The following is a 22,136-nucleotide window of genomic DNA, read 5'->3' as shown; positions in this document are numbered from 1 at the left end:
CTGCCTTTTTGTGGCCGATTCGTTTCCTTTTTGTGTCTCTTACTCTTGCTTCTGCTTCTGCTTTACATGTTTCTCATCTATATTTCTGACGCAGTAGTTTATCCCCGAAAGCTTCCCGCCGAAATCTCATTCGATGCTGGAATGACCTGCTGAAGTGCATCACACAAAGCCTGGATTCTTGCATTTTTCATCCGATAACTTACCCGATTGGCGATAAGACGGCTCGTGATGTCCAGAATGCCTGTCATCTCCACCAGTCCGTTCTCTCGCAGCGTCTGACCAGTCTCCACCAGATCGACAATCCGGTCTGCCAGACCAATCAGGGGTGCCAGCTCAATGGAACCATTCAGCTTGATCACCTCGACCTGCTGCCCCTGCTCCCGGAAATACTGTGAAGCAATCCTTGGATACTTCGTTGCAACACGTTGCTGGATGCCTGGCTTCCAGTCTGGAAGTCCGATCACAGACATACGGCACTGAGCGATTCCCAGATTCAACAGTTCGTACACATCCCGATCTTCCTCCAGTAGCACGTCTTTACCAACAATTCCGATATCAGCAACACCGTACTCCACATACGTTGGAACATCTACTGGCTTCGCCATAATGAATTCCATTCCCGCTTCCGGTACTTCGATGACCAATCTGCGTGTATCGTCCACGTCTTCTGGAATATCCAGCCCCGCTTCACGGAACAATTTGGAGGCTTTTTTATAGATTCGGCCCTTCGGCATGGCCACCTTCAGAATATCCGACATCTCAGCGTCCTCCTTCTTCAGATCCGTAAGTAATAACCTGCTCAGCCTGAGCGGTTCTTGCTTCAACCGATACGGCACTTGCCCCAGCCCCGTCTTCAGGAAGAAGGAGTGTCACTACATTTTGTCCCATACTGCGTAATCTTGCCGCTTCTGTTAGTGCCTCGGCCCGACGTTTCGGGGTATATTGGATAAGTACCGGTTTTTTCTCTTCAATTGTAATGCCATGAACACCATCAATAATACGGTTCGTTTTCAGTGCAAATCCTGTAGCGGGCAATGAACGACCAAACTGTTGTAACAGATTATCATACCGTCCACCGCTACATACCGGAGATCCCAGTTCGGCTGCATACCCTTCAAAGGTCATGCCTGTATAATAGGAGAAATCACCGATCATCGTCAGATCAATCAGCACATGCTCGGATACACCGTACGCTTCCAACACTTCGAATACGGCACACAGATGTGCAATCGACTGTGCTGCTTCAGCACTTGAACTTAGCTCTACCGCATGTGTGCAAACTTCCTTACCACCACGCAGACGCAGGATCGCTTCAAGCTGTTCTTTCAACTTAGGCTCCAGATTCAATGCTTCAATTGACTGGCGATAGCCGACATAATCACGTCCGAGCAGCCCTTCCTTCAATTGCTCCTGCTCAGCGGTCTGGCCTGGAATCACTTCCTCCAGTAATCCGTTCAGGAATCCCATATGACCCATCGCTATTTTAAAAGAAGACACGCCCGCTGCCTGCAAAGAGGCGATCGCAAGCGCAACAACTTCTGCATCCGCTTCAGGCGAGTCGTCCCCAACCAGTTCCACGCCCGTCTGAAAGAATTCAGCCTCACGCCCAGCTTCCTCTTCAATAGAACGGAATACGTTCGCATGATAGGACAGACGCAGTGGCAACTGCTCATCTTTGAGCATGGATGAAACTACGCGTGCAATCGGAGCCGTTAGATCCGATCTGAGTACCAGTGTGGTTCCCCTGCTGTTTAGCAATTTAAATAATTTACGATCTGATGTAGAGCTTGCCACACCTACCGTATCGTAATATTCAATCGTTGGTGTGATAATCTGACGGTAACCCCAGCGTTCCATACATTCCAGTACATTGCGTTCAATCGTCCGCAGCTTGGATACTACATGTGGTGTATAGTCGCGGAATCCGGTCGGTTTTTCAAAACCTTTTGGTTTGGACATTGGTAATATTCACCCCGAGTCAGTAATTTAAGAGTTGCACTCGTTCTATTTCAACAGGATTTATGTAGTGTAAATCCCCATTCTATCTTATAAACCTGAATCACAGTATTATCGCATAAGCCTTCAACTATTGGTTTATTCCAATCCTTATCATGCTTCATTTCTCCAAGAATACTTTCACATGGTAAAGTGCTAACAAACTAAAGGATATGGGATATGATAACATGAAATCCGCACTACCGTCAACAATACCAAAGCTTGATTGCCCTTGGATCGACATATCGTTTTATATACACACCGTAACGCTCGCCAATCGGTATTTATATACGAAAAAAGCTGCCGTCAGCAGCTTTTTACTTCGAATCATCTTCATTGATTCATCTTCATTCATTACTTTATTGACTCAATGCACACTACCCTGAGAAGAACCATCCGTGTTAAAGACAGTTTCTTCCGTAGAAGTTGCCGCACGGGATAAATCACGAAGTGGATTACCTCCAACAAAAGCTCCTGGTGCAACATCCTTATGTACGACTGCTCCAGCAGCCACAACGGCTCCATCTCCTATGGTTACCCCGGGAAGAATCGTTGTGTTAGCACCAATCAGTACATTTTCCCCGATAATCACCTCACCGAGCCTGTACTCCTTAATGAGATACTCATGAGCGAGAATCGTTGTGTTGTAACCGATGACCGAGTTTTCGCCGACCGTTATTTTCTCCGGAAAAAACACATCCACCATCACCATCAGGCCAAAGGCCGTGTGTTTTCCCACCTTCATACCGAGCATTCGGCGGTAAATCCAATTCTTCACCGATAGGATCGGACAGTAACGTGACAACTGGATCCAGATAAAATTACGAACGCCCTTCCACGGACTCACTGTCTTGTAGATATGCCAAAGTGCATTCTGGTCCTCTACCGGATAGCGGGTTACTTTTCTCATGAACGTCCCGTTTCAATACGGATGAGTTTCAACAAATCTCTCATGTCATGCAACATATGATCGGGTCCATATCCGTTCAGGATTGTTTCCCCTTTAAGGGACCATGCAACCCCCGCCGAGAGTGCGCCCGCATTCTGTGCCGATTGGATATCCACTGGACTGTCACCCACCATTAACGTTTTGGCAGGATCTGCACCCAGTTCCGTCATCGCTTTCAGTACCGGTTCAGCGTGCGGCTTCGGATTCGTTACGTCAGTTACTGTTACAATCGTCTTCATATACTTCAATAGGTCAAAACGTTCTAGCACCTTTAATGTAGATGGACGAATTTTGGTTGTGACCACACCCATCACAATGCCAGCCTGATGCAGCGCCTCTACTACCTCAATAACATGTGGAAAAGGTCTAACCATCGCTTCATGATGGATATCATTATAAGCACGGTAACCTTTCACGTACTCGGAGACTTCCTCCTGGCCAGAGAAGGTACGCATTTGCTGCTCCAGTGTGCCGCCCATATGTGGAATAATCTGTTCCCGTGTCCATGGAGCTGAATGCTCCCATCCCCCCATGACATGCTGGAATGAGCTGATAATCAGCTCATTGGTATCAATAATCGTGCCATCCAGATCAAACAATACCGTGTCAATCATGTTGCATTACTCCTTTTTATCATCAACTTGCTTGGATTCATCTTTGGCTGGAGGTGTTAACTTATTCTCTTTGCCAGCAACTGTTCCCGTATGCTCCATATCATCTGAGGTAACTTTGGACGATACAATCGGATCACTGTAACGAACATCTGCTTTACCTGTCACTCTTCTCACCACAATGAATACAACAGCAACAATAATGATGCCAATAGCGAGCAGTTGCGAGATTCTTACGTTACCGTAAGCAGGATCAAGATATCCTTGTTCAAAGCCCATTGCAGTCATTGGAGACCATAGCCCGTTTACTAATGAAGCGACCCATTGCGGAGCCTGGAAGCCAAGACTGTCCGTACGTAGAGCTTCAATGAAGAAACGACCGATAGAGTACCAGATGAAATAAGACATGAACAGTTCACCTGAACGCAGAAACTTCTGACGACGCAGAACCAGCAGCAAGACCAGACCAACGAGACTCCACATCGATTCATACAAAAACGCAGGATGGTGGAATACGCCTTCTACGTTCATTTGATTCACAATAAAGTCTGGCAGATGAAGCTTGTCTCTCAAAAATGATTCTTCTACAGGACCGCCGTAGGCTTCCTGATTCACAAAGTTCCCCCAGCGTCCGATCAACTGTCCAACGAGCAGTCCAGGCGCACAGATATCGGCCATACGCCAGAAGTTATATCCTTTACGACGGAAGAAAATAACTGCACAGATGATTGCACCAATAAGGGCACCATAGATGGCGATACCGCCATTCCATATTTTAAAGACATCCCAGAAATTATCTTTATAATCTTCCCATTTAAATGCGACGTAGTAGATGCGGGCACCAATGATGGCAGAAGGCACGCCCAGCAAGACCATGTCCATGAACACTTCCTGTGGAATATTGTATCGTTTGCCCTCCCGGATCACGAGCAGGAGTCCTATAAGTGCCGCGGCACCAAGAATAAGCCCGTACCAGTGAACCTTTAACGCTCCAATAGAGAACGCAATCGGGTTCAACAGTAATAATGTATCCATTCATTCACACTCCTATTTATTCAATCAATCGCACGCATGACGAATGGTTGGCATACACTGCGCCTTAAGAGAAGCAGTACATGTCAACCATTTATCTTCATTTCCTTGTATAAAATATTTCTTAATCCATGTCTTCCATATCTTCCGAGATGGTTGCTGTCAGCTTGTTCGTGAATTGCAGCGCAGCATTCAGACCCATCTGTTTCAGGCGATAGTTCATACCTGCCACTTCAATAATAACCGCCAAGTTCCGTCCCGGACGAACAGGAATCGTAACAAGAGGTACATCCGTATCAATGATACGTGTAGTCTCTTCATCCAGACCCAACCGATCATATTGTTTATCCTGCTGCCATGCTTCCAGACGTACAACCAAAGTAATCCGTTTGTTATTCCGAACCGCACCAGCCCCGAACAATGTCATGACGTTGATAATACCGACACCTCGAATTTCGAGTAAATGGCGGATCAATTCAGGTGCAGTACCGTGCAGCTGAAAATCTGACGTTTGGCGGATCTCTACCGCATCATCGGCAATCAGTCGGTGTCCACGTTTCACCAGTTCAAGCGCTGTTTCACTCTTACCAATACCGCTGCTACCTGTGATCAGCATACCTACGCCATAGACATCACAAAGTACACCGTGAATGGTTGCTGTTGGTGCCAATTTCTTTTCCAGGAATCCCGTGATCCGGCTGGATAGAATCGTTGTAGCCATGTTGCTGCGAAGTACAGCCAGATTCTGTTCTTCACTAATATCAATCAGCTCTTGTGGAACTTCCAGTCCACGCGTGACAACGATACAAGGTGTCTCTTCCGTACAAAGACGTTGCATACGATCGCGCCGCTCTTGCTCAGGTAACATTGCAAAGAAAGCTAATTCCGTTCTTCCAAGCAGCTGTACCCGTTCTTGTGGATGGTATTCAAAATAACCGGCCATTTCCAGACCAGGACGATTCAGGTCATCTACCGTAATGACTCTTTTCAATCCGTGAGATCCAGAAACAACCTCCAACTGAAATTGCTGCACCAGTTCAGATACTTTCACTTTTTTCGCCATTTGTCTCTTCCTTTCAGCATTAGCTGTCCCTCTATGTACATCAGATCGTGTATCAGTTATTTCCATTATTAGCGCATTCACAACATGAGGTACAGAATGCATACCCTTCCAACAGTCAATTCTCTCAAATAAATGAAGACAGACCTTCAAATAATCTTAAATGAATTCCGGGATGAATGCAATCGCAGCCTCCGACAACCATTAGTAAGAAAAGTCTTCTGATCGAAGCACCTTCTAGGATACTACATTCGTAGTTTAAGGGGTGTTTTTCTTGCGATTATTAATCCTTCCACTCTGCCGAAACTTATAAATTCATTAATCTTAAAAAAGCCCCTTCCAGCAATAACGGAAGGGGCTCTCATTACAATGTATAATTGCGTTAACTGTCAGGTTCCATCGTCACCGAGGAATCCCAGTATTATTTGTCTTGAAGAAGTACGTTCACTTCAGTCTCTTTGTCAAAGATATGAACTTTGTTCATGTCGATGGCCATTTTAACTGTGGAACCATCACGAGTGTTAGAACGTCCGTCTACACGTGCGATCGTTGTATCATTACCAACACCGCTCAAGTAGAGGAGCATTTCGTGACCCAGGTTCTCTGTAACATCTACGTGTGTAGAGAATACAGAGTTCGGGGATGCTTCCAGGAATACTGGCTCTTCGTGAATGTCTTCTGGACGAACACCCAGAATCACTTCTTTACCAATGTATCCTCTAGATTTCAACACTTGTGCTTTACCTTGCGGGATTTCAACATCCACACCAGGAGCTATGAAATGCATGCTAGTACCTTGCTCAGCGAGTTTACCCGAGATAAAGTTCATTGTCGGGGAACCGATGAAACCAGCTACGAACAGGTTAGCCGGCAGGTTGTACAACTCTTCCGGAGAAGCTGCTTGTTGGATGATACCATCCTTCATAACAACGATCCGATCACCCATCGTCATAGCTTCGATCTGGTCATGCGTTACGTAGATAACAGTTGTTTCCAAACGTTTCGCAAGTTTAGTGATCTCAGCACGCATTTGACCACGCAGTTTGGCATCCAAGTTGGAGAGAGGCTCATCCATCAAGAACACTTGTGGATCACGGACAATCGCACGTCCCAAAGCGACACGTTGACGTTGACCACCGGACAATGCCTTAGGTTTACGCTCAAGCAAATGTTCGATATCCAGGATTTTAGCTGCTTCACGTACACGTTTGTCGATCTCATCTTTTTTAACCTTACGCAATTTCAAACCAAACGCCATGTTTTGATATACGCTCATATGCGGATACAAGGCATAGGATTGGAATACCATCGCGATATCGCGGTCTTTAGGTGCAACATCATTAACGACACGGTCACCGATATAGAGTTTACCTTCAGAAATTTCCTCAAGGCCTGCGATCATACGAAGTGTTGTTGATTTACCACAACCGGACGGACCTACCAGTACCAGAAATTCTTTATCTTTAATGTCCAGGTTAATGTCAACTACAGTTGCTTTATCAGAACCCGGGTATTTTTTGAAAATATGCTCTAAACGTACTCCAGCCATGATTGTTGCCTCCTCAGAGATCATTTTGTAATCGAATACAATTTGTATTTTTATAATACCCTATCTACGTGAGGTTTGACTATTCGCAAACTGCACAAAAATATCAATGCTTTTTCGTCACTTTGTACATTAGTAGTAAAAACTGCACTAGAACAGCACTTTCGAAGTGCCTCACATCGTAACTAATCTCCTGTTTTATCTTGTCCAGACGATAAACCAACGTATTACGATGAATGAAAAGTCGTTTCGCTGTCTCGCTGACATTACAGTCCAGGCTAAAAAAGGTCTCCAGCGTAGCAAGTGTCTCACTGTCATTGAAGATTACCGTGTCTTTACCAGTTTCCTTTATAAAACGTATACGTTGATCATCTGGAATGCTCGCTACCAACCGCTCCAGGTGAAGATCCCATGGGAGATGAATATGCTGCGTAACATGGAATGCTCTCCCTAAGTGAACACTTTCTTTAAGAAGAACTGTGACCGATACAAGTTGTTGCGCAGGAATGCATGGCAGAGATGCAGACAGATGGAACACCCCAGCCCACTCACTGGCAACCAATTCATGTAACCCCAGACAAAAAGCGTTCAGTGAATCCTTTTTGGCTTCCGTTGTATCTTCTTCGGCTTCTTCAGTAACAATTTCTTTATCACCCATGAAAATCCACTCTTGCTCCCCCAAAGGAATCAAGACTATCTCCTCGCCAAAGTAACTCTCAAGCAACTTGTTGAGTTCCTTGGATCGTAAACGATGTGCATCCGGTGTATCCCCTTGCAGCAAGAAGAGAATCTTCTCAGCATTTAAGCCTGCGGGCACCACAAAGCGATCAGGAACCGCTTCAGATTCCTGCTTGGTTGGTTCTTCGATCTGCTCTTTAAGCCAGAGACCCAATTCAGTCAAATACTGCTCCCTATCATTCTCATATACAACAGGTTGTACCTCATCGGGTAGAGCCGTGTTAGTACGGATCAAAAGCTCAATCAATTGTCGTGTCTCCACGGTAATAGATTTTGCAGGGCATCCCCAACACACGACAGTCTCTTCTTGCTCATTCATCCGAACCTTAAAAAATATACGCTTTCCCGTATTCAAACTGATCACATCGGATGAAATTGGAGATGCAGATTGATCAGATAACTCCTGACGCTCACCTTCATCACCAAAGGTCTCTGAATTTTCATGATTACCAACTAGATTGGCAACAGATTGCATCCATTCTTCTATTGTAATTTCATATTCGTCCAAATTTGTGCCTATAATGACTTCAATTTGCTGTTTTAGATCAGGTATGAGCTTCATATAATGAACGTCACCACTCTGCATGTTTTCTATTAGTTTATCATATCTTGCCCAGCATTAATAAATATCCATATTGAGATAAAATTACACAACAAAAAAAGAGCAACTAATCAAATTAATGATTAATCACTCTTTTCTTAAAGATGAGTCATGAAGGGCTCGAACCTTCGACACCCTGATTAAAAGTCAGGTGCTCTACCAACTGAGCTAATGACTCATAAAACTGGTGGAGGATGATGGATTCGAACCACCGAACCCGTACGGGAGCAGATTTACAGTCTGATGCGTTTGGCCACTTCGCTAATCCTCCAGGGATTAAAGGTGGCTCGGGACGGAATCGAACCGCCGACACGAGGATTTTCAGTCCTCTGCTCTACCGACTGAGCTACCGAGCCATATTTAATTTTTAGGATTAATGGCGGAACCGACGGGATTCGAACCCGCGATCTCCTGCGTGACAGGCAGGCATGTTAGGCCAACTACACCACGGTTCCAGGCATTAATGGTGCCGGCGAGAGGACTTGAACCCCCAACCTACTGATTACAAGTCAGTTGCTCTACCAGTTGAGCTACACCGGCGTATATGGTGGAGGCTGAGGGGATCGAACCCCCGACCCTCTGCTTGTAAGGCAGATGCTCTCCCAGCTGAGCTAAGCCTCCTGGGTAATATGGTAGCGGCGGAGGGGATCGAACCCCCGACCTTACGGGTATGAACCGTACGCTCTAGCCAGCTGAGCTACACCGCCATATAAATTGTGTCTTGATTGCTTGTCCATCTTTAGGTAAAGATGGCGGAGAGAGAGGGATTCGAACCCTCGCACCGCTTACGCAGTCTAACCCCTTAGCAGAGGGTCCCCTTATAGCCACTTGGGTATCTCTCCAAATAACAATCATCAACATCATTCAAGGATTGCTCCCTGAAAACTAGATTCGAAACGAAACATGCGAATTACAACTTGCTATTGGATAAGCCCTCGACCGATTAGTACTGGTCAGCTCCATGCATTGCTGCACTTCCACCCCCAGCCTATCTACCTCGTCGTCTTCAAGGGGTCTTACATACTGGGAAATCTCATCTTGAGGGGGGCTTCACGCTTAGATGCTTTCAGCGTTTATCCCGTCCGTACATAGCTACCCAGCGGTGCTCCTGGCGGAACAACTGGTACACCAGCGGTACGTCCATCCCGGTCCTCTCGTACTAAGGACAGCTCCTCTCAAATTTCCTACGCCCACGACAGATAGGGACCGAACTGTCTCACGACGTTCTGAACCCAGCTCGCGTACCGCTTTAATGGGCGAACAGCCCAACCCTTGGGACCTACTTCAGCCCCAGGATGCGATGAGCCGACATCGAGGTGCCAAACCTCCCCGTCGATGTGGACTCTTGGGGGAGATAAGCCTGTTATCCCCAGGGTAGCTTTTATCCGTTGAGCGATGGCCCTTCCATGCGGTACCACCGGATCACTAAGCCCGACTTTCGTCCCTGCTCGACTTGTAGGTCTCGCAGTCAAGCTCCCTTATGCCTTTGCACTCTTCGAATGATTTCCAACCATTCTGAGGGAACCTTTGGGCGCCTCCGTTACTCTTTAGGAGGCGACCGCCCCAGTCAAACTGCCCACCTGACACTGTCCCCGCACCGGATTACGGTACCAGGTTAGAACCTAGATACGATCAGGGTGGTATCCCAACGTTGCCTCCACGCAAGCTGGCGCTCACGTTTCAAAGGCTCCCACCTATCCTGTACAGATCGTACCCAAATTCAATATCAAGCTGCAGTAAAGCTCCATGGGGTCTTTCCGTCTTGTCGCGGGTAACCTGCATCTTCACAGGTATTAAAATTTCACCGGATCTCTCGTTGAGACAGCGCCCAAGTCGTTACGCCATTCGTGCGGGTCAGAATTTACCTGACAAGGAATTTCGCTACCTTAGGACCGTTATAGTTACGGCCGCCGTTTACTGGGGCTTCGGTTCACAGCTTCGGATTGCTCCTAACCACTCCCCTTAACCTTCCAGCACCGGGCAGGCGTCAGCCCGTATACTTCGCCTTACGGCTTCGCACAGACCTGTGTTTTTGCTAAACAGTCGCTTGGGCCTTTTCACTGCGGCCCCCTCGTGCTATTCACACTACCGGGGCACCCCTTCTCCCGAAGTTACGGGGTCATTTTGCCGAGTTCCTTAACGAGAGTTCTTCCGCGCGCCTTAGAATACTCTTCTCGCCTACCTGTGTCGGTTTGCGGTACGGGCACCATCACCTGGCTAGAGGCTTTTCTTGGCAGTGTGAGATCATGACCTTCGCTACTATAATTTTCGCTCCCCATCACAGCTCAGCCTTACAATGTGCGGATTTGCCTACACATCAGCCTTACTGCTTAGACGGACATCCATCAGTCCGCGTCACTACCCTACTGCGTCCCCCCATTGCTCATAACGGCTTACGGTGGTACAGGAATTTCGACCTGTTGTCCTTCGACTACGCCTTTCGGCCTCGCCTTAGGTCCCGACTTACCCTGAGCGGACGAGCCTTCCTCAGGAACCCTTAGGCTTTCGGCGGATCAGATTCTCACTGATCTTTTCGTTACTCATACCGGCATTCTCACTTGTATAATGTCCAGCGCTCCTTACGGTACACCTTCAACCCTTATACAACGCTCCCCTACCCCTGATGCAAAGCATCAAGCCATAGCTTCGGTGGTGTGTTTAGCCCCGTTACATTTTCGGCGCAGAGTCACTCGACCAGTGAGCTATTACGCACTCTTTCAATGATGGCTGCTTCTAAGCCAACATCCTGGTTGTCTGTGCAACTCCACATCCTTTCCCACTTAACACACACTTGGGGACCTTAGCTGATGGTCTGGGCTGTTTCCCTTTTGACAATGGATCTTAGCACTCACTGTCTGACTCCCGGAAGTAAGTCTATGGCATTCGGAGTTTGACTGAGCTTGGTAACCCTTGCGGGCCCCGCACCCAATCAGTGCTCTACCTCCACGACTCTGTTTTCCGAGGCTAGCCCTAAAGCTATTTCGGGGAGAACCAGCTATCTCCGAGTTCGATTGGAATTTCTCCGCTACCCCCACCTCATCCCCGCATTTTTCAACATGCGTGGGTTCGGGCCTCCAGTGCGTGTTACCGCACCTTCACCCTGGACAGGGGTAGATCACCCGGTTTCGGGTCTACGTCCACGTACTCAGTCGCCCTATTCAGACTCGCTTTCGCTGCGGCTCCGGCTCTTCACCTTAACCTTGCACGGGAACGTAACTCGCCGGTTCATTCTACAAAAGGCACGCCATCACCCCTAAAACGGGCTCTGACTTTTTGTAAGCACACGGTTTCAGGTTCTATTTCACTCCCCTTCCGGGGTGCTTTTCACCTTTCCCTCACGGTACTGCTTCACTATCGGTCGCTAGGAAGTATTTAGCCTTGGCAGATGGTCCTGCCGGATTCATACGGGGTTTCACGTGCCCCGCACTACTCGGGATCCGTCTCGGAGGGAACCAACTTTCAACTACAGGGCTTTTACCTTCTTTGGCGGGCCTTTCCAGACCTCTTCGCTTAACCGGTTCCTTTGTAACTCCATGTGAGACGTCCCACAACCCCAAAGAGCAAGCTCTCTGGTTTGGGCTTCTCCGCGTTCGCTCGCCGCTACTGACGGAATCACTATTGTTTTCTCTTCCTCAGGGTACTTAGATGTTTCAGTTCCCCTGGTATGCCTCTACATAACCTATGTATTCAGTTATGAGTAACTGGAAATTACCCCAGCTGGGTTTCCCCATTCGGACACCCCCGGATCAAAGCTTGCTTACAGCTCCCCGAGGCAGTTTCGTTGTTCGCCACGTCCTTCATCGGCTCCTAGCGCCTAGGCATCCTCCGTGTGCTCTTAGTAGCTTAACCATATTGCTCCGGTTTTGACTGCTCGCTTCCCTTTTTTTTGCTTGCGCAAAGCCAAAAGTCGCTCCCATTCAATACCCTTGCAAAAGCAATTTAACTACCGTTTTTATTGAAACTTGTTTGCACAAGTTCAGCTAAAAAGGAATGTTCTAATTCGCGTTTGTTTCGTTTCGATATCTAGTTTTCAAAGAACAAACTTGTAAAACTTTTTTGGTGGAGCCAAGCGGGATCGAACCGCTGACCTCCTGCTTGCAAGGCAGGCGCTCTCCCAGCTGAGCTATGGCCCCATATAAAGTTTAAAGGTATAGATGGTGGGCCCTGGTGGACTCGAACCACCGGCCTCACCCTTATCAGAGGTGCGCTCTAACCAACTGAGCTAAGGGCCCACATTACATATACTATTTGAACCCAAAATGGGTTACGCTTGGCGGCGTTCTACTCTCCCAGGACCCTGCGGTCCAAGTACCATCGACGCTGAAGGGCTTAACGGTCGTGTTCGGGATGGGAACGTGTGGAACCCCTTCGCTATCGCCACCAAACGTTTGAGAGTTTGAACTCTCAAAACTGAGCAACGAGTGAGTTGCTTGTGCTCTTCATTTCATCCACACCGAAGTGACGGACCGAAATGAATCGCTGTCGCAGGTTCTAAGAACCTGCTTATTTGAATGTTTCCGTTGCAGGAAACGATTCTCCATAGAAAGGAGGTGATCCAGCCGCACCTTCCGATACGGCTACCTTGTTACGACTTCACCCCAATCATCTATCCCACCTTCGGCGGCTGGCTCCTTGCGGTTACCCCACCGACTTCGGGTGTTATAAACTCTCGTGGTGTGACGGGCGGTGTGTACAAGACCCGGGAACGTATTCACCGCGGCATGCTGATCCGCGATTACTAGCAATTCCGACTTCATGCAGGCGAGTTGCAGCCTGCAATCCGAACTGAGACCGGCTTTGTTGGGATTGGCTCCATCTCGCGATTTCGCAGCCCGTTGTACCGGCCATTGTAGTACGTGTGTAGCCCAGGTCATAAGGGGCATGATGATTTGACGTCATCCCCACCTTCCTCCGGTTTGTCACCGGCAGTCTATCTAGAGTGCCCACCCGAAGTGCTGGCAACTAAATATAAGGGTTGCGCTCGTTGCGGGACTTAACCCAACATCTCACGACACGAGCTGACGACAACCATGCACCACCTGTCTCCTCTGTCCCGAAGGAAAGATACATCTCTGCATCGATCAGAGGGATGTCAAGACCTGGTAAGGTTCTTCGCGTTGCTTCGAATTAAACCACATACTCCACTGCTTGTGCGGGTCCCCGTCAATTCCTTTGAGTTTCAGTCTTGCGACCGTACTCCCCAGGCGGAGTGCTTAATGTGTTAACTTCGGCACCAAGGGTATCGAAACCCCTAACACCTAGCACTCATCGTTTACGGCGTGGACTACCAGGGTATCTAATCCTGTTTGCTCCCCACGCTTTCGCGCCTCAGCGTCAGTTACAGCCCAGAGAGTCGCCTTCGCCACTGGTGTTCCTCCACATATCTACGCATTTCACCGCTACACGTGGAATTCCACTCTCCTCTTCTGCACTCAAGTCACCCAGTTTCCAGTGCGATCCGGGGTTGAGCCCCGGGATTAAACACCAGACTTAAATGACCGCCTGCGCGCGCTTTACGCCCAATAATTCCGGACAACGCTTGCCCCCTACGTATTACCGCGGCTGCTGGCACGTAGTTAGCCGGGGCTTTCTTCTCAGGTACCGTCACCTTGAGAGCAGTTACTCTCCCAAGCGTTCTTCCCTGGCAACAGAGCTTTACGATCCGAAAACCTTCATCACTCACGCGGCATTGCTCCGTCAGGCTTTCGCCCATTGCGGAAGATTCCCTACTGCTGCCTCCCGTAGGAGTCTGGGCCGTGTCTCAGTCCCAGTGTGGCCGATCACCCTCTCAGGTCGGCTACGCATCGTCGCCTTGGTGAGCCGTTACCTCACCAACTAGCTAATGCGCCGCAGGCCCATCCCCAAGTGACAGATTGCTCCGTCTTTCCAGTTCCCTTCAGGCGAAGGAAACAATTATTCGGTATTAGCTACCGTTTCCGGTAGTTGTCCCAAACTTGAGGGCAGGTTGCCTACGTGTTACTCACCCGTCCGCCGCTAAGTATCAAGAAAGCAAGCTTCCTATCAACTCCGCTCGACTTGCATGTATTAGGCATGCCGCCAGCGTTCGTCCTGAGCCAGGATCAAACTCTCCAATAAAGTATTGAAAAGAGCGATAAGCTCATTTTGAATCTGACGAGATTAAAAATCTCATTTGTGCTCCAGTCGATTCAAGCCAAGGCTTGTCTCAAACTTTCGCGTTCATTCTGCAAGCAGAATGTTTACTCACTCGTTGTTCAGTTTTCAAAGATCAAACTTGTTTTTTCGTCACCATTTTCTCTCAGCGGCGACTTTTATAATATATCATACTTCGTTTGTTTTGGTCAAGTGTTTTTTTGAAATTCTTTTTCGAAGTTCGCAATGAACTCCTTCATTTCATCTAAAGCATCTAACCAAGCAAGCAAAGCAACGAGATATAATGTACCATATAAATATCCTGCGAGTCAACTATCCGAACAAAGAAATTTTCAACCCTAATAATAGCCCCACACCTGGCAATCCCAAAACAGTTACAGTCCCTATCGTTGCAGGGTTCAGCGGGATGTAGGTACCTGTAATCCAGCCGGAATAATTCACGATATATATCCCTACTGCAGCCAGCACCAGATGAATTCCAAATGACGTGAAAAACGATAACCCTATCCGCTTTCTGAATAAAATAACGATAAGCCCCAGTAATGATATAACCAATACACTTCCCAGTATGATACTCTTCATATGTTACACCTCCGTGTTTAATGTAAACATGACTCTACATACTAACCCCTCGCTGTGATGTAACATCATCATTAGCTCTGGCTCGCTTTGCTCTTCTCAAGTGGATCTGGTACTTCCGCTCAGCTGCCTCCAATACATAAATAGCATAATCAATCTCATCCTGCCCCTGTGCATCTTCAAACTGTCTCATAGCCCGTTCCCATTCCTGCTTAGCCATTTGAATATCTGCATAGATCTGATCCGCCTCAAGTTCCTTCAACATTCTGTTGTGTTTCTCTACCGAGTTCCGTGTATTTCGCCACAAAAACATAATCTCTCCCCCTCCTGATCAGCACAGCATATTCTCATACTTATCAGGGAAAGGACAAACTTAGAACTCGAGCATTCATTTTCTTCACAAAAAAAAGAGAGCCCTAAGGCTCTCTTTGCATATCGAAACTTATTTAGCATCCGAAGTTTCCAAGGAAGTCCGCTGCGTAATACAAATTGATCACACTAACGCATCTCCCTGCGACCTTCCAACGCTTTGGAAAGGGTCACTTCATCCGCATACTCAAGATCGCCACCTACGGGCAATCCATGCGCAATACGAGTCACACTGATCTCAAACGGACGCACCAAGCGGGAGATATACATCGCTGTAGCCTCACCCTCAATGTTGGGGTTTGTTGCCAAGATGATCTCTTTTATACGTTCATCACTTAATCGAACCAAGAGTTCCTTCAAACGAATATCGTCTGGGCCAATTCCCTCCATAGGTGAAATCGCGCCCTGTAACACATGATAGTACCCATCGAATTCCTTGGTGCGCTCCATGGCCACCAGATCTTTCGAATCCTGAACTACACAGATTACAGAGACATCCCTGGACTTATCCTGACAGATGCGACACGGGTCCGTATCAGTGATATTACAACATACAGAACAGTAATGAAGATTACGCTTCACACTTACGAGTGCTTTGGCAAAATCGATAACGTCATCTTCCTTCATGTTAAGCACATGAAAAGCTAAACGCGCTGCCGTCTTGGGACCCACACCCGGCAACCGGGTGAAGGCATCAATCAGCTTGGCTATTGGTTCGGGATAATACAATCGATTGTGTCTCCTTTGACAGGATCAATTTTTTAATTAAAATAATCCCGGAATATTCATGCCGCCTGTGAACTTGCCCATATCCTTGTTGGCAATCTCATCGGCTTTGGCCATAGCATCATTAACAGCTGTCATAACGAGATCCTGCAACATTTCAACATCTTCCGGATCTACCGCTTCAGGTTTGATCGTGATAGCAAGCAATTTCTTGTGTCCGTTAACTTCAGCCGTCACTACACCGCCACCAGAAGTACCTTGGACTGTTTTGTCCGCCAGTTCCTCTTGTGCTTTCAGCATTTGCTCCTGCATTTTCTTCACTTGTTTCATCATTTGGTTCATGTTGTTCATAATTGTTCATCTCCTTTGTTATGGTTATCGCGCTATGCGCATTATTCTTTGATCACTACAAGATCCTCACCAAAGAGCTGGATGGCTTCATCAATCCAAGGCTGTTTGTTGCCTGAACCGCCGTCTTCATGCTCAGGTTCAAGCTTAAAGTCCTCCTTTGGCGCTTCAGAAGCTCCCTCCATTGCTCCAGTCCAATCTTTGAGCATCATCGTCACCAATCGTGCCGAACGCCCAAGATGTTCCGACAACACCCGCTCAATGACTTCGCGGTTAGCCTGCTTCTCCGTCGTTTCACGGTGAATATTGTTTTTAAAAGCAACCAACACATTGTCTTCAAGCAATGATACCGGCTCACCATCCACAAACCAGGCGTGAACGGTAACCCGCTCTTCCTTCACTCGTTGCAGGATCTGACTCCATTTTTTGCTGATCTCTGCGAACTCAGGGGCTCCCTTGCGCGCAACATACTGATCCAACTGTGCAGGAAGCTTCGCAGGTGAATTGCCTCTCGATACCGGCGCTCTTGTTGCCGGGCGAGATGGAGCACTCGATGAACCTTCTCCACCAGACAAACCACTTTTCAGTGCACGATCCAACTTCTTCTCCAACTCAGCAAGCTGCTGCTTCAAGCGGTTGATCTCACCCCCATCAGCAGGTGCTGCATGAGCTGAAGCTCCCACCTGAACAGAAGCCTCACCTTGAGCTGGAATACTACACAGTTTAAGCAATGCAACTTCAAATAATGTCTGTGGTTGTACTGCATATTTCATTTCACTCTGGTACCGATTAAGGGTGTCAATCATGTGGAACAGTTGTTCCTTGGTGAATGACTCCGCCATATCACGGAAAGACTCCGGATTAAGTACCCGGTCCGTCAGTTTATCTGCATCAGGTACCATCTTAATCATAAGCAAATCACGGAAATAATACAGTAAATTCTCCATGCACTTGTCTGCACTCTTTCCTTCATGCATGAAACCTTCAATCATCTGCAAAATATGACCAACATCACCTTTGAGCAGCGAAGCAGCCAGTTTGGCAAATTGCTCTGAAGCAATTCCACCCGTCATGTCCATAACCTGCTGGTACGTTACTCGTCCATCCGTAAATGAAGAGATCTGATCCAGCACACTAAGTGCATCCCTCATTCCACCGTCCGATAAACGGGCAATGTATTGGAGCGCATCCTGGTCAGCTTCCATGCCTTCCTGTTCACAGATCAGTGTAAGTCTCGCTGTCTGCTCTTCCAGGGACACCCGACGAAAATCAAATCGCTGACAGCGCGATATAATGGTAGCCGGAAGGCGGTGCGGTTCCGTTGTTGCCAAAATAAACATCACATGTGGTGGTGGCTCTTCCAATGTTTTGAGCAAAGCATTGAATGCCTCCGTTGTCAGCATGTGCACTTCATCAATAATATAGACTTTCTGCCGGACTTCGGTTGGCGCATATTTAACCTTTTCCCGAAGATCACGTATTTCCTCAACGCCCCGATTGGATGCAGCATCAATCTCTTGCACATCCATCACAGCGCCAGTCGTAATTCTGCGGCAAGCTTCACACTCGTTACAAGGTTCAGGCGCAGGCCCACGTTCGCAGTTCACAGCTTTGGCCAAAATCTTGGCGGCACTTGTCTTTCCCGTTCCTCTGGGCCCGCTAAATAAGTAGGCATGGGAAGTCCGCTGTTCACGAATCGCGTTCTGCAAGGTCTGAATAATATGCTGTTGCCCCACCATATCTTGAAACGACTGGGGACGCCAAGCCCGGTATAACGCGATATGCTCCATGATGCGTTACCTTCCTTCCACTTCGCATTCGAGTCCTTTGTCGTTCCCCTATTATACTATATTCCAGGGTGAATCCAAACTTTATCTGACTCATTCATGCGTGGTTTATTAAGACATATCAAAAAGACCTCTGCATACATACAACTGCAAAGGTCTCTACATTTAAAAGGTAAGCCGTGCACCTGCTATCGATATTTGCGATCCAAGTGGCACCCCTGAACAATAGCTCGGGCTAGGCAACCCTCCGGCACAAGAGTGATCTCACTTATGGCTGCTTCCTTCCGGACCTGACCAGGTTCATGAGTACTCATTGCGGAGGACCCAACCGTCAACACCACGTTTAGGGACCAAACCTCACATCGGCAAAACCTCTAGCAGGAATTCAACCTCGCTATAGCGGATTGCGAGTTACAGGGCACCGCTACCTCCCCATCTAGCACGGTAAGAAATAGTATAACGTAAGGTTATCCAAATTGCAACCAGAGGAACGTGAATGCGATTATGCTTAACATATAACATATAAAAACCCCTGCCAGATCAGCAGGGGTGTGTTGGATGCAATTAGCAGACAACTCCAAGAATTGTCCAATTAGATTCCGTATTTCTTTTTGAAACGATCAACACGGCCGCCAGCATCGATAAACTTCTGTTTACCTGTGAAGAACGGGTGGCACGCGGAGCAAATCTCTACACGAAGTCCGTCTTTAACCGAACCTGTCTCAAAAGTATTCCCGCAAGCGCAAGATACTTGACCAATCGTGTAATTAGGATGAATTGCTTCTTTCATTACCTTTCACCTCTTTCCGCCCTGAGCCTCAAGCGGACCCAGAGTAAATGGCACAACCCTGAGATTATAACACGACCTTGCGCCTGTTGCAATCCATTATTGTTAAGAGGTAATCAACCGTTTTGGACGTGCCATTCCAGCGGGTGGAACATGAGTATACGATCCAATCACAACACCAGGCAACTCGTCTTCAAAGATCTCAATCATCTGCTTCATGCCCAAGATATCACCTTGAGCAGGAGGAATTAATTCCAGATAGCTCTCTGGATCAATATTGAGATTACGCATCTGAATCAAGCGTAGATCGGTTCTTCTTGCAAACTCAATCATCGCCTCAATCTCTTCTTCACGATCTGTTACGCCTGGGAAGATCAGATAGTTAATGGACGTGTATACACCCTGCTGCGCTGCGTATTTCATCGACTTCTCAACATTGGCTAAGGTATAACCACGTGGTTTATAGTAAGCGTTATAATGGTCATCCAGTGCACTAATTGTACTTACGCGCATCAGATCCAATCCAGCATCTACAATACCTCTAATGTGATCATTCAGACCGGCATTGGTATTAATGTTGATATACCCCATGTCCGTTACGGAACGCACTTCGCGAATCGCTTCAATAATCAGCTTGGCCTGCGTGGAAGGCTCCCCTTCACAACCTTGTCCAAAACTAATGATGGACTCCGGCGTCTTCAGGTGTTCCAGCATAACCTCCACAATCTCATCCACACGTGGTCGGAAGTTCATACGTGTCTGCGGGGAAACAAAGCCGCTATCATCCGGTTGCTCGGAGATACACCCGAAACAGCCCGCATTGCAAGAATAGGATACCGGCACTCCACCTTCCCAACGATTCAGGAACGTGTTTGATGAAGTTAGACATTCATATCCAAGCGCACAGTTGGATAGATGGGTGTAAAGACGGTTCTCGGGGTATTGCTCCGTCAATCGTTTGACCCCGGAACGCACATCGTCACGATCACAGTTGAGTGGATTCCATTTTTCAGGACTATCCGACTTCGAAGCGGTGACATAGAAACCGCCATCTTTCCAAACTACTGCGGAATAGCCGAATAACGGCAATTTATACTCTTTATCCGTCTTCACATAACCAGGGAGACACAAACGAGTGAATCCCTGTGGAAGCAACGCACCTACAGCCTGTGTGTCTGATGGCATTGGCAGCATCTCACCGGTGTCCGGGTCCATACCAATGGGCCGGGTACTCGGGAGTCCAACCAACGTTGCACCTTCTGGCAGAGGAATCAACTCATCCTCCATAATCTCAACGATCATATCTCCACTGCGGGCAAGCCCGTACAGGGAAGGATGATCAAATACATTACCTTTTTCATCTGCGTATACTAAATACATGATGTTCTCCTCACATCTAATGGGTTAAACCTAACGACGAGTGTATTGTAAAATTCACAGCAACGCTGTAAAAGTATGTTATTGGTCGAACGACACTTAAGTCGATGTACCTGACGTTGCTGTCTGTCTAGGTGAGCGACGGGTTGTTGTTGTACCCGAATTGCTTGTCGGGCTATTACCAGCCGAATCAAATGCCGCCAAAAACTCTGCATTTGTCTTACTGTTACGAAGTTTTTTCAGGAATCCTTCAACAAAGTCATGGGAATCATTCATGTTTTTACGAATTGCCCAGATTGTATCCAACTCTTCCTTGCTTAGCAACACTTCTTCACGACGTGTACCCGAACGACGAATGTCGATCGCCGGGAATATGCGGCGTTCTGCCAGACGACGGTCCAGATGGAGCTCCATGTTACCTGTACCCTTAAACTCTTCATAAATGACGTCATCCATACGTGATCCGGTATCAATTAATGCCGTTGCCAGGATCGTCAAGCTTCCGCCTTCCTCCACATTCCGGGCAGAACCGAAGAAACGCTTCGGACGATGGAACGCAGCTGGATCAATACCACCACTAAGTGTACGACCGGATGGTGGAATAACCAGGTTATATGCACGGGCGAGACGCGTAATGCTATCCAGCAGGATAACAACATCTTTTTTGGCCTCAACCAGACGAAGCGCACGCTCAAGCACCAATTCCGCCACCTTGATATGATTCTCAGGCAGTTCATCAAATGTCGAAGCCACAACTTCCCCTTTTACCGAACGCGACATATCCGTTACTTCCTCTGGACGTTCATCAATCAACAGGACAAACAGTTCAATTTCAGGATTGTTAGTTGAGATGCTGTTGGCAATTTCTTTGAGGAGAAGCGTTTTACCCGCTTTGGGAGGTGCTACGATCAATCCGCGCTGTCCCAATCCTACCGGGGCGAGCACATCCATAATTCGTGTGGACAAATGGTTGGGGGATGTTTCGAGAACCAGTTTTTTCTGCGGATACAGTGGGGTTAGTGCCGGGAAGTGAAGTCGCTCTGCAGCCGCCGATGGATTCTCACCATTTACAGCGTTGACTTGCAACAAACCGAAGTATCTCTCGTTTTCCTTAGGCGTTCTACACTTACCTGATACGAGGTCACCTGTTCTTAGGTCAAACTTGCGAATCTGAGAAGCTGAGATGTAGATGTCTTCCGTACTTGGTAAGTAGTTGATCGGCCGAAGAAATCCGTAACCTTCAGGTAAAATCTCGAGTACACCTTGCATGAACATCAGGCCACTCTGTTCAGCTTGTGCACGTAGTATAGCAAAGATTAATTCTTTCTTTTTTAACGTACCATAGTACGGTATCTGATATTTTTTGGCCAGTTTGTAGAGGTCCGTTAGTTTCATTTCTTCCAAATCGGAAATTTGTAGATCCATATAATAACCACCTATTCAATTAATAAGTCCGTGTGAAATGGATAGTTTCGCTAGATGTTCCGGCTATAGAGAGC

At 47.5% G+C, this 22,136-nt stretch carries 16 protein-coding genes, 10 tRNA genes, 3 rRNA genes and 1 other RNA gene; all 30 read right to left on the bottom strand.

Annotated elements, in window-relative coordinates; genetic code table 11:
* Positions 1-98: 98 nt before the first annotated feature.
* Complete coding sequence (gene hisG, locus NST38_RS00775) at positions 99-758, bottom strand: ATP phosphoribosyltransferase (protein WP_036674770.1); 660 nt, start codon at positions 756-758, stop codon at positions 99-101.
* A gap of 1 nt (position 759) precedes the next feature.
* Positions 760-1,959 (bottom strand): ATP phosphoribosyltransferase regulatory subunit, encoded by a 1,200-nt coding sequence (locus tag NST38_RS00770; RefSeq protein ID WP_076254314.1) that lies wholly within the window; start codon positions 1,957-1,959, stop codon positions 760-762.
* Positions 1,960-2,362: 403 nt separating this feature from the next.
* Positions 2,363-2,905, bottom strand: a complete 543-nt coding sequence (locus NST38_RS00765) for an acyltransferase (protein WP_076254316.1) — start codon at positions 2,903-2,905, stop codon at positions 2,363-2,365.
* Positions 2,902-3,558: a pyrophosphatase PpaX gene (gene ppaX / locus NST38_RS00760; RefSeq protein WP_017691276.1), complete on the bottom strand. Its 657-nt coding sequence runs from the start codon at positions 3,556-3,558 to the stop codon at positions 2,902-2,904. The genes NST38_RS00765 and ppaX overlap by 4 nt, the downstream gene beginning before the upstream one ends.
* 6 nt (positions 3,559-3,564) lie before the next feature.
* On the bottom strand, positions 3,565-4,590 hold the full coding sequence (gene lgt, locus NST38_RS00755; RefSeq protein WP_036616160.1) for a prolipoprotein diacylglyceryl transferase: 1,026 nt from the start codon (positions 4,588-4,590) through the stop codon (positions 3,565-3,567).
* Between the two features lie 121 nt (positions 4,591-4,711).
* Positions 4,712-5,650, bottom strand: a complete 939-nt coding sequence (gene hprK, locus NST38_RS00750) for an HPr(Ser) kinase/phosphatase (protein WP_017691278.1) — start codon at positions 5,648-5,650, stop codon at positions 4,712-4,714.
* A 418-nt stretch (positions 5,651-6,068) separates the two neighbouring features.
* Positions 6,069-7,196 (bottom strand): ABC transporter ATP-binding protein, encoded by a 1,128-nt coding sequence (locus tag NST38_RS00745; RefSeq protein WP_017691279.1) that lies wholly within the window; start codon positions 7,194-7,196, stop codon positions 6,069-6,071.
* A 103-nt stretch (positions 7,197-7,299) separates the two neighbouring features.
* A complete protein-coding gene (locus NST38_RS00740) occupies positions 7,300-8,493 on the bottom strand; it encodes a PucR family transcriptional regulator (protein WP_051447417.1) in 1,194 nt (397 codons plus the stop codon).
* 144 nt (positions 8,494-8,637) lie between these two features.
* Positions 8,638-8,710: transfer RNA gene (locus NST38_RS00735), tRNA-Lys, on the bottom strand.
* Positions 8,711-8,717: 7 nt separating this feature from the next.
* Positions 8,718-8,803 (bottom strand) — tRNA-Tyr (locus NST38_RS00730).
* A 12-nt stretch (positions 8,804-8,815) separates the two neighbouring features.
* Positions 8,816-8,888: transfer RNA gene (locus NST38_RS00725), tRNA-Phe, on the bottom strand.
* A gap of 21 nt (positions 8,889-8,909) precedes the next feature.
* Positions 8,910-8,987 (bottom strand) — tRNA-Asp (locus NST38_RS00720).
* Between the two features lie 9 nt (positions 8,988-8,996).
* Positions 8,997-9,072 (bottom strand) — tRNA-Thr (locus NST38_RS00715).
* 5 nt (positions 9,073-9,077) lie between these two features.
* Positions 9,078-9,153 (bottom strand) — tRNA-Val (locus NST38_RS00710).
* A gap of 9 nt (positions 9,154-9,162) precedes the next feature.
* Positions 9,163-9,239, bottom strand: a tRNA-Met gene (locus NST38_RS00705).
* A 43-nt stretch (positions 9,240-9,282) separates the two neighbouring features.
* Positions 9,283-9,374: transfer RNA gene (locus NST38_RS00700), tRNA-Ser, on the bottom strand.
* A gap of 81 nt (positions 9,375-9,455) precedes the next feature.
* A 23S ribosomal RNA gene (locus NST38_RS00695) occupies positions 9,456-12,381 on the bottom strand.
* A gap of 208 nt (positions 12,382-12,589) precedes the next feature.
* A tRNA-Ala gene (locus tag NST38_RS00690) sits at positions 12,590-12,665 on the bottom strand.
* A gap of 22 nt (positions 12,666-12,687) precedes the next feature.
* A tRNA-Ile gene (locus tag NST38_RS00685) sits at positions 12,688-12,764 on the bottom strand.
* Between the two features lie 36 nt (positions 12,765-12,800).
* Positions 12,801-12,917, bottom strand: a 5S ribosomal RNA gene (gene rrf, locus NST38_RS00680).
* A 158-nt stretch (positions 12,918-13,075) separates the two neighbouring features.
* Positions 13,076-14,628 (bottom strand): 16S ribosomal RNA (locus tag NST38_RS00675).
* Together the 16S, 23S and 5S rRNA genes with 10 tRNA genes alongside form the textbook arrangement of a ribosomal RNA operon.
* Before the next feature lie 348 nt (positions 14,629-14,976).
* Complete coding sequence (locus NST38_RS00670; protein WP_036607241.1) at positions 14,977-15,246, bottom strand: pro-sigmaK processing inhibitor BofA family protein; 270 nt, start codon at positions 15,244-15,246, stop codon at positions 14,977-14,979.
* 34 nt (positions 15,247-15,280) lie between these two features.
* Positions 15,281-15,508, bottom strand: coding sequence for a DUF2508 family protein (locus NST38_RS00665; protein ID WP_051447031.1), 228 nt, complete (start codon positions 15,506-15,508; stop codon positions 15,281-15,283).
* A gap of 233 nt (positions 15,509-15,741) precedes the next feature.
* A complete protein-coding gene (gene recR / locus NST38_RS00660) occupies positions 15,742-16,341 on the bottom strand; it encodes a recombination mediator RecR (RefSeq protein WP_036607246.1) in 600 nt (199 codons plus the stop codon).
* A 36-nt stretch (positions 16,342-16,377) separates the two neighbouring features.
* Positions 16,378-16,689 (bottom strand): YbaB/EbfC family nucleoid-associated protein, encoded by a 312-nt coding sequence (locus tag NST38_RS00655; RefSeq protein ID WP_036607248.1) that lies wholly within the window; start codon positions 16,687-16,689, stop codon positions 16,378-16,380.
* A 41-nt stretch (positions 16,690-16,730) separates the two neighbouring features.
* On the bottom strand, positions 16,731-18,476 hold the full coding sequence (gene dnaX, locus NST38_RS00650) for a DNA polymerase III subunit gamma/tau (protein ID WP_036607251.1): 1,746 nt from the start codon (positions 18,474-18,476) through the stop codon (positions 16,731-16,733).
* Positions 18,477-18,650: 174 nt separating this feature from the next.
* An RNA gene (gene ffs, locus NST38_RS00645) (signal recognition particle sRNA large type) lies at positions 18,651-18,918 on the bottom strand.
* Between the two features lie 147 nt (positions 18,919-19,065).
* Positions 19,066-19,263, bottom strand: a complete 198-nt coding sequence (rpmE, locus tag NST38_RS00640; RefSeq protein ID WP_036607255.1) for a 50S ribosomal protein L31 — start codon at positions 19,261-19,263, stop codon at positions 19,066-19,068.
* A gap of 102 nt (positions 19,264-19,365) precedes the next feature.
* A complete protein-coding gene (locus NST38_RS00635) occupies positions 19,366-20,640 on the bottom strand; it encodes a radical SAM protein (RefSeq protein ID WP_036607256.1) in 1,275 nt (424 codons plus the stop codon).
* 96 nt (positions 20,641-20,736) lie between these two features.
* Positions 20,737-22,062 (bottom strand): transcription termination factor Rho, encoded by a 1,326-nt coding sequence (gene rho, locus NST38_RS00630; protein ID WP_036607258.1) that lies wholly within the window; start codon positions 22,060-22,062, stop codon positions 20,737-20,739.
* Positions 22,063-22,136: the final 74 nt, after the last annotated feature.

Origin of the sequence: Paenibacillus sp. FSL H8-0104, assembly GCF_038050215.1 — a bacterium.
GTDB classification, from domain to species: Bacteria; Bacillota; Bacilli; order Paenibacillales; family Paenibacillaceae; genus Paenibacillus; species Paenibacillus amylolyticus.
The sequence above is the reverse complement of the archived record's forward strand: the minus strand, read 5'-3'. Positions and strand labels throughout refer to the sequence as shown.

Bases quoted from the DNA above. Each gene is read 5' to 3' on its own strand.
- hisG (WP_036674770.1), bottom strand. From the start codon at position 758: ATGTCGGATATTCTGAAGGTGGCCATGCCGAAGGGCCGAATCTATAAA.
- NST38_RS00770 (WP_076254314.1), bottom strand. From the start codon at position 1,959: ATGTCCAAACCAAAAGGTTTTGAAAAACCGACCGGATTCCGCGACTAT.
- NST38_RS00765 (WP_076254316.1), bottom strand. From the start codon at position 2,905: ATGAGAAAAGTAACCCGCTATCCGGTAGAGGACCAGAATGCACTTTGG.
- ppaX (WP_017691276.1), bottom strand. From the start codon at position 3,558: ATGATTGACACGGTATTGTTTGATCTGGATGGCACGATTATTGATACC.
- lgt (WP_036616160.1), bottom strand. From the start codon at position 4,590: ATGGATACATTATTACTGTTGAACCCGATTGCGTTCTCTATTGGAGCG.
- hprK (WP_017691278.1), bottom strand. From the start codon at position 5,650: ATGGCGAAAAAAGTGAAAGTATCTGAACTGGTGCAGCAATTTCAGTTG.
- NST38_RS00745 (WP_017691279.1), bottom strand. From the start codon at position 7,196: ATGGCTGGAGTACGTTTAGAGCATATTTTCAAAAAATACCCGGGTTCT.
- NST38_RS00740 (WP_051447417.1), bottom strand. From the start codon at position 8,493: ATGAAGCTCATACCTGATCTAAAACAGCAAATTGAAGTCATTATAGGC.
- NST38_RS00670 (WP_036607241.1), bottom strand. From the start codon at position 15,246: ATGAAGAGTATCATACTGGGAAGTGTATTGGTTATATCATTACTGGGG.
- NST38_RS00665 (WP_051447031.1), bottom strand. From the start codon at position 15,508: ATGTTGAAGGAACTTGAGGCGGATCAGATCTATGCAGATATTCAAATG.
- NST38_RS00655 (WP_036607248.1), bottom strand. From the start codon at position 16,689: ATGAACAACATGAACCAAATGATGAAACAAGTGAAGAAAATGCAGGAG.
- dnaX (WP_036607251.1), bottom strand. From the start codon at position 18,476: ATGGAGCATATCGCGTTATACCGGGCTTGGCGTCCCCAGTCGTTTCAA.
- rpmE (WP_036607255.1), bottom strand. From the start codon at position 19,263: ATGAAAGAAGCAATTCATCCTAATTACACGATTGGTCAAGTATCTTGC.
- NST38_RS00635 (WP_036607256.1), bottom strand. From the start codon at position 20,640: ATGTATTTAGTATACGCAGATGAAAAAGGTAATGTATTTGATCATCCT.
- rho (WP_036607258.1), bottom strand. From the start codon at position 22,062: ATGGATCTACAAATTTCCGATTTGGAAGAAATGAAACTAACGGACCTC.